The sequence below is a fragment of the Stenotrophomonas sp. genome (assembly GCF_032099025.1).
Classification (GTDB): Bacteria; Pseudomonadota; Gammaproteobacteria; order Xanthomonadales; family Xanthomonadaceae; genus Stenotrophomonas.
In genome coordinates, this window is sequence record NZ_DAMCID010000011.1 from 152,314 (window position 1) to 158,538 (window position 6,225).

Sequence of the window (6,225 nt, forward strand, 5' to 3'; positions counted from 1 at the left end):
GGGGGGTTGACACGCGAATTGATTACGTGCGTAATCGGACTGTCGATTACGGATGTAAATGATGAGCCAGATCAGCGAAGCCGAAGCCGTGGTGATGGAAGTACTGTGGGGGCGCCACCCCTTGGGCGCCGATGAGGTGGTGGCGGCGCTGGCCGGGCGCGACTGGGCCGAGCCCACCATCAAGACCCTGCTCAACCGCCTGCTGACCAAGGGCGCGATCAGCGCCGCCCGCGACGGCCGCCGCTACCTGTACTCACCGGTGCTGCAGCGCCAACGCTGGGTGGCCGAACAGAGCAGCGGGCTGCTGGACAAACTGTTCGACGGCCGGGTGGCCCCGCTGGTGGCGCATTTCAGCCAGCGCGGCGAGCTGAGCGCACAGGACATCGCCGAACTGAGGACGCTGATCGAGGCGCTGGACCATGACTGACCTGCTCGCGTCCCTGATGTTGGCCAGCGTCTGGCTGGCGATCGCCGTGCTCCTGCTGGCTGCGCTTCGCCCTGTGCTGCGCCGCCTGGGCGGCGCGCCCCTGGTGTACCGCAGCTGGTGGCTGCTGCCGCTGGTCCTGGTGGCACCGCTGCTGCCGGTGCCGCGCCTGCCGCTGGCCGACAGCGCCCCGGTGCTGGCACTGGGGGCGGTGCTGCGGGCGCCGGCGCTGCCGGCCGATGCATCGGCGTGGCCGGTCGTGCTGGCGGCTCTCTGGATGGCGGGCGCGGCGCTGCTGGCCGCTCGCTACTGGCGGGCACAGCGGCGTTTCGAGCGCCAGCTGGGCGTGCTGCAGCCGCGGCAGGATGGCAGCTGGCAGGCCAGCGCAGATCCGGGGCTGCCTGCCCTGGTGGGCGTCTGGTCGCCCCGCATCGTGGTCGGGCCCGACTTCGACGCCCGCTTCACCGTGGCCGAGCGCGACCTGATCCTGCAGCACGAACGCAGTCATCGCCGGCATGGCGACCCTATCGCCAATGCCGCCCTCGCGGTGCTGCGCTGCCTGTTCTGGTTCCATCCGCTGCTGCCGTGGGCGGCGCGCCGCTTCCTGTGCGACCAGGAGCTGGCCTGCGACGCGCGCACGGTTGAACCGTATCCGGCATTGCGCCGGCTCTATGCCAACGCGCTGCTGAAGGCGCAGTTGGTCCACCCGGTTGCGCCGATGGCCTGCCACTGGCGCAGCCAACCGCTGTTGAAGGAGCGTATTGCCATGTTGAAGGAACACAGGACGAAGGCGTTGCCGTGGCTGTCGGGCCAGGTGCTGGTGCTGGGAATGTGCGTTGGCGTGGGAACGGTGGCGTGGGCCAGCCAGGGGAGCGCGGGTGGTAGCCCGCCGATCAGCACCCATTCGTTCCAGTCCACGCAGGACGATACCTCCGGCGCGGCGCTGGAACGGCCGGTGACGGTCGAAAACATGCCGCCGCCGAGCTACCCGCGCAGTGCGTTCGAAAACAGCCAGACCGGCCAGGTGATGCTGCGCGTGGACGTCGATGCACAGGGGAAGGTCAGCGACGTGCGCGTGCTCAGCGCGACCAATCCGGGCGTGTTCGAGGAGGTGTCGATCGCTGCGGCACGGCAGTGGACCTATCGGCCGGCGCTGAAGGATGGCAAGCCGGTCGCAGCGGCGGTACGCATTCCGGTGACGTTCGCCATGGATGAAACGGTGACCGAACAGTGAGGCACTGTCTGCCGGCGGTTGCGTTGCTGGTGGGGGTGGCCGGCTGTGCCGGTCACGACCGGCTCCGTACGGTCGATACGCGTGCGGAGACGGTCGATCTGCAGCAGCTCAGGCCTGAAGGGGGCGGCGGTGCAGGGCGGGTCGAGGCGTATGTACTCAATGCCGGGGAGGGCTACCGCATGCCGCAACTGTATGCGGCACCCGACCCGGTCCTGGGCGATCGCGATCCACGCCGCGAACTGGCGCCGACCAAGGTGTGCCTGCAGGTGGTGGTCGATGCGGAGGGCAACGTGCAGCGCAGCCTGCCGTTGACCGATCGCGACGACTGCGCCGCAGGCAAGGCGCCGGAGAACGCAGCGCTTGTGCAGGCCGCGCAGGACGCGGTGGCGATGTGGCGGTACACACCGGCGGCCGTCTGCCGGTTCGCAGCGGGCACGGGGCCGGCATCGAACGGCGGCTGTACCGGTGCGGCACAGGTTGAGCCGGTGCCGGTGAGCCTGTTCTACGCGTTCACCTTCGAAATCGTGAAGGGCACGCAGACCGTCACGACCCGGTAGAACCACGCCATGCGTGGCGTGTTGCTTCGCCAGACGCCGCGCAGCCACGCATGGCGTGGCGCTACGGTTCTGGGCCGCCCTGCAGGTTGGCCTTCACCGACGCGTGCATCAGCGTCGGCTCGGCCAGGGTCGCATCGCGGGCCTGGCGGGTCGCGACGAACTCCGCTTCGCTCACCCCTGCATGCAGGTGGATGTTGCGCGCGCGCTGCTCGCCGATGGTGGTTTCGTTGGCGACCTCGCGACCGCCCGGGCCGTAGTCGTGGCAGATGAACACCCGCGTGGCATCCGGCAGCGCCAGCAGGCGCTGGATGGAGCGGTACAGCAGGGCCGGGTCGCCGCCCGGGAAATCGCAGCGTGCCGTGCCGCCGTCGGGCATGAACAGCGAGTCGCCGGTAAAGACCGCATCACCGATGCGGTAGGCAACGCTGTCGCTGGTATGTCCGGGCACCGCGATGACCTCGGCCTCCAGGGTGCCCAGCGCGAAGCGTTCGCCGTCGGCGAACAGCCGGTCGAACTGCGAGCCATCGGTGGGCACGTCCAGCGCGTAGCGCGGCGCGAACGTCTTCTGCACCTCCACGATGCCACGGCCCATCGCCAGCATGGCGTGCGGCCATTGCGCCTTCAGCCAGCGCCCCGCACTGACGTGGTCGGCATGCGCGTGGGTCTCCAGCAGCCAGCGTACGTCCAGCGCGTGCTGGCGCACATACGCCAGCAGCGGCTGCAGCGGCCCGCCACCCAGCACGTCGGTGTCCGGGTCGTAATCCAGCACCGGGTCGATCACCGCCGCCTGCCGCGTGGCCGGGTCATGCACTACGTAACTGAAGGTGTGGCTGTCCGGATGGAAGAAACTGGCGACGAGCAGTGGCATGGTGAAACCTCAGCGTTTACCCAACGTGTCGTTGAGCAGCACCGCCAGGCGTTCCCCGGCCAGGCGCAGCTCGGCTTCGGCCACGGGTAGGTAAGTCGCGGTGTACTCGGGTGCCAGCGTACGCTGGGCCGGGTAAACGCCAGGTGCAATGGCGATACGGCAGCTGGCTTGGGCCCACTGCACCGCATCGGTGGCAATGACCGAGCGCTTGGCTAGCCTGGGTGCCTTCAGGGCGGAGAGTCGCTTGGTGTAGGCGTCGTCGTCCAGCTTGAGGGTGTTGAGCATGCCGCTGTCCCACAGTGAATGCAGGTTGGTGCCGCGCCCGTTGAACTGCACCTGGAAGTCGTTGCCCCCCTTGTCATGCCCATAACCGGCGTGCATGGGTTGATGGATGTCGCCGACGAAATGCACGACGAACTTCAACGCCTGCGCGCGTTCGGCGTCGGAGCGGCTGCGGTCGCCGAGGATGGCCGTCTGCGTCTTCAGTGCTTCCACCACGCAGTTGCCATTGCGGCAGTTGCGTTCGACCTCGTAGTGGCAGTCGTCCTCGCCGATATTCACGTAGTGCCAGCTGGCCGAACGCTTGCCCAGGCCAGGGTCCTTGGCGCGCAGTTCATCGGCCCAGGGCGCGATCGCGGCCAGGGTGGGGGTGGGCTCGTTGGCCAGCAGCCGGGCGACTTCGGCACGGGTCTGCGGGGTCAGGCGCGGCTCGGCGACGCGGGCGACCAGGCGGTGGCCTTGGGCGCCCCAGGCGAGCGCATCGGTGGAAACCAGGGTGAGTGCCAGGGCGAGGGCGCCGGCATGAAGCAGGGGAGCAATGTTCATCGTCTGCATTCTAGCGGGCCGACCGCGGCGGGTCCTTGCCAGGATCTGGCCGGATGGCCGCTGATGGCGTCGCTATGCGGGCGGCTTGACGCGGCGGCGGCAACGCCCGCCGGCGCAGCACAAAAAAAAATCCCCGGCCGGAGCCGGGGAAATGCGTTGCTGCGAGCGGTGTTGCTTCGCTGGTTCAGATCCGCCGATCAGAACTTGAACACGTATGCCACGCCGTAGGCGAGCGGGTCGATCTTGACGGTGCCCAGCTTGGTGCCGTCCAGCGAGACGTCGCTGTCGATGTCGATCCAGCGCACGTCCACGCGCAGCGAACCTTTCTCGCTGATCGCGCAGTCCACGCCCGCATGCGCGGCCAGGCCCCACGAATCGTCCAGCTTGAGCGTGCTGCCGGCCAGCGCGCCCGTGGTGTCTTCGCTGAAGAAGGTGGTGTAGTTCAGGCCGGCACCAATGAAGGGAGAGACCTTGCCCTTGCTGTTGAAGTGATACTGCAGCGAGACCACCGGCGGCAGGTGCTTGGTGCTGCCGACGCGGCCGAGGCCGTCGATGTTGATGTCGTGCTTGAACGGCAGCGCGGCCAGGATCTCGATGCCGAGGTTGTCGGCGATGAAGTATTCGCCGGTGATGGTGGGCTTGATGTCGCTGTCCACGTCGACCTTGAGGCCGCCGGCGAGGGTGCCGTTGTTGGACGTGGGGGCCACCTGGTGCACGCCGGCGGCGATCGTCCAGTCGCCCTTGGACTGGGCCATGGCGGGGCTGGCGGCCAGGACCAGGGCGGCGGCGAGGCTGGCGGGCAGGAGGGGGGAGGTCGTGCGCATGTGGCGGTCTCGTGGCGGGGTGGAATGGGGCCAGTTTTCCCGGGCCGGGCCCGCGGCGCCTTGATCCGGATCAATCCTGGGGTTTTCGGCATGTAACCGCTTCCCGGGGCGATGCCGGGGGCCGGGCAGGGTCCGGCTTTGATAGAATGGCGGCCCTTTCCATCGGCGCCGCACTGTCGCGGCTGCAGGAGCTTGTGAACATGGCAATCAAGGTTGGCATCAACGGTTTCGGTCGCATCGGGCGCAACGTGCTGCGTTCGGCGGTGCTGAATTTCGGCAATGACATCGAAATCGTCGCCATCAACGATCTGCTGGAGCCGGATTACCTGGCGTACATGCTGAAGTACGACTCGGTGCATGGCCGCTTCAAGGCCGACGTGGAAGTGTCGGGCAGCGACCTGCTGGTCAACGGCAGGAAGATCCGCCTGACCCAGGAGCGCGATCCGGCCAACCTCAAGTGGGACGAGGTCGGTGTGGACGTGGTGATCGAGTCCACCGGTCTGTTCCTGACCAAGGAAACGGCGCAGAAGCACATCGATGCGGGCGCGAAGAAGGTCATCCTGTCGGCGCCGTCGAAGGACGACACGCCGATGTTCGTGTTCGGTGTGAACGACAAGACCTATGCCGGTGAGGCGATCATCTCCAATGCGTCGTGCACCACCAACTGCCTGGCCCCGTTGGCCAAGGTCATCAACGACAAGTGGGGCATCAAGCGTGGCCTGATGACGACGGTGCATGCGGCCACTGCGACGCAGAAGACCGTCGATGGTCCGTCCAACAAGGACTGGCGCGGTGGCCGTGGCATCCTGGAAAACATCATTCCGTCCTCGACCGGTGCGGCCAAGGCCGTTGGCGTGGTGATTCCGGAACTGAACAAGAAGCTGACGGGCATGAGCTTCCGCGTGCCGACGTCGGACGTGTCGGTGGTCGACCTGACCGTCGAGCTGGAAAAGGAAGCGACCTACGCCGAGATCTGCGCTGAAGTGAAGGCGCAGAGCGAGGGCGCGCTGAAGGGCATCCTGGGCTACACGGAAGACAAGGTCGTGGCGACCGACTTCCGCGGTGAAACCCACACCTCGGTGTTCGATGCCGACGCCGGTATCGCGCTGGACAGCACCTTCGTGAAGCTGGTGTCCTGGTACGACAACGAGTGGGGCTACTCCAACAAGTGCCTGGAAATGGCCAAGGTCGTTGCCGCGAAGTAATCGCGGCTCTGTGATCTTGAAGAACGGCGGACCTTGGGTCCGCCGTTTTTTTTGGGGGGCGCACGGTCTTCGATTGGAGCTGCCGCGAGCGTTGAGGGCCCCGTCGCGGCCGGCAGGCCCCTATGCAAATGTCCCCCGGCGTCGGCCTGCGCCGCCGCCTCCTCCTTTACTTTGCCAGGGACCTACCGCCCGCGACGGGGCTCGGCTTGCGGTTCGCAATGGAAAAGCGGATGCACGGTGCCAACGCCGGTGGGGCGAGTGCGGGGCCGCCATGCCCTTGCGGCGAAG

At 67.4% G+C, this 6,225-nt stretch carries 7 protein-coding genes; 4 read left to right on the top strand and 3 right to left on the bottom strand.

The features are described 5' to 3' along the window. The first annotated feature begins 61 nt into the window (after positions 1-61). Genes RT456_RS10160 through RT456_RS10170 form a run of 3 tightly spaced genes read left to right on the top strand, consistent with a single transcriptional unit; the run spans position 62 to position 2,215 of the window. A complete protein-coding gene (locus tag RT456_RS10160; RefSeq protein WP_313345943.1) occupies positions 62-427 on the top strand; it encodes a BlaI/MecI/CopY family transcriptional regulator in 366 nt (121 codons plus the stop codon). Beyond that, entirely contained in the window at positions 420-1,658 is a 1,239-nt protein-coding gene (locus tag RT456_RS10165) for a TonB family protein (protein WP_313345945.1), read from the top strand. Before RT456_RS10160 ends, RT456_RS10165 begins: the two co-directional genes overlap by 8 nt. Continuing rightward, the gene (locus RT456_RS10170) at positions 1,655-2,215 is read left to right on the top strand and encodes a hypothetical protein (protein WP_313345947.1); all 561 of its coding nucleotides are present in this window, start codon (positions 1,655-1,657) and stop codon (positions 2,213-2,215) included. Before RT456_RS10165 ends, RT456_RS10170 begins: the two co-directional genes overlap by 4 nt. 61 nt (positions 2,216-2,276) lie before the next feature. On the opposite strand, the gene RT456_RS10175 is transcribed toward RT456_RS10170, so the two are convergent. The 3 genes from RT456_RS10175 to RT456_RS10185 all read right to left on the bottom strand — a co-directional run bounded on the left by RT456_RS10175 (position 2,277) and on the right by RT456_RS10185 (position 4,732). Then, positions 2,277-3,083 (bottom strand): MBL fold metallo-hydrolase, encoded by an 807-nt coding sequence (locus RT456_RS10175; RefSeq protein WP_313345949.1) that lies wholly within the window; start codon positions 3,081-3,083, stop codon positions 2,277-2,279. 9 nt (positions 3,084-3,092) lie between these two features. Further along, positions 3,093-3,917: a S1/P1 nuclease gene (locus RT456_RS10180; RefSeq protein WP_313345952.1), complete on the bottom strand. Its 825-nt coding sequence runs from the start codon at positions 3,915-3,917 to the stop codon at positions 3,093-3,095. A gap of 188 nt (positions 3,918-4,105) precedes the next feature. Further along, on the bottom strand, positions 4,106-4,732 hold the full coding sequence (locus RT456_RS10185) for an OmpW family outer membrane protein (RefSeq protein ID WP_313345954.1): 627 nt from the start codon (positions 4,730-4,732) through the stop codon (positions 4,106-4,108). Between the two features lie 200 nt (positions 4,733-4,932). Here RT456_RS10185 and gap point away from each other — a divergent pair, with 200 nt between their 5' ends. Then, entirely contained in the window at positions 4,933-5,937 is a 1,005-nt protein-coding gene (gene gap, locus RT456_RS10190; RefSeq protein ID WP_313345957.1) for a type I glyceraldehyde-3-phosphate dehydrogenase, read from the top strand. Positions 5,938-6,225: the final 288 nt, after the last annotated feature.

Excerpts from the sequence above, each read along its gene's own strand:
- RT456_RS10160 (WP_313345943.1), top strand. The coding sequence starts at position 62 with ATGAGCCAGATCAGCGAAGCCGAAGCCGTGGTGATGGAAGTACTGTGG.
- RT456_RS10165 (WP_313345945.1), top strand. The coding sequence starts at position 420 with ATGACTGACCTGCTCGCGTCCCTGATGTTGGCCAGCGTCTGGCTGGCG.
- RT456_RS10175 (WP_313345949.1), bottom strand. The coding sequence starts at position 3,083 with ATGCCACTGCTCGTCGCCAGTTTCTTCCATCCGGACAGCCACACCTTC.
- RT456_RS10180 (WP_313345952.1), bottom strand. The coding sequence starts at position 3,917 with ATGCAGACGATGAACATTGCTCCCCTGCTTCATGCCGGCGCCCTCGCC.
- RT456_RS10185 (WP_313345954.1), bottom strand. The coding sequence starts at position 4,732 with ATGCGCACGACCTCCCCCCTCCTGCCCGCCAGCCTCGCCGCCGCCCTG.
- gap (WP_313345957.1), top strand. The coding sequence starts at position 4,933 with ATGGCAATCAAGGTTGGCATCAACGGTTTCGGTCGCATCGGGCGCAAC.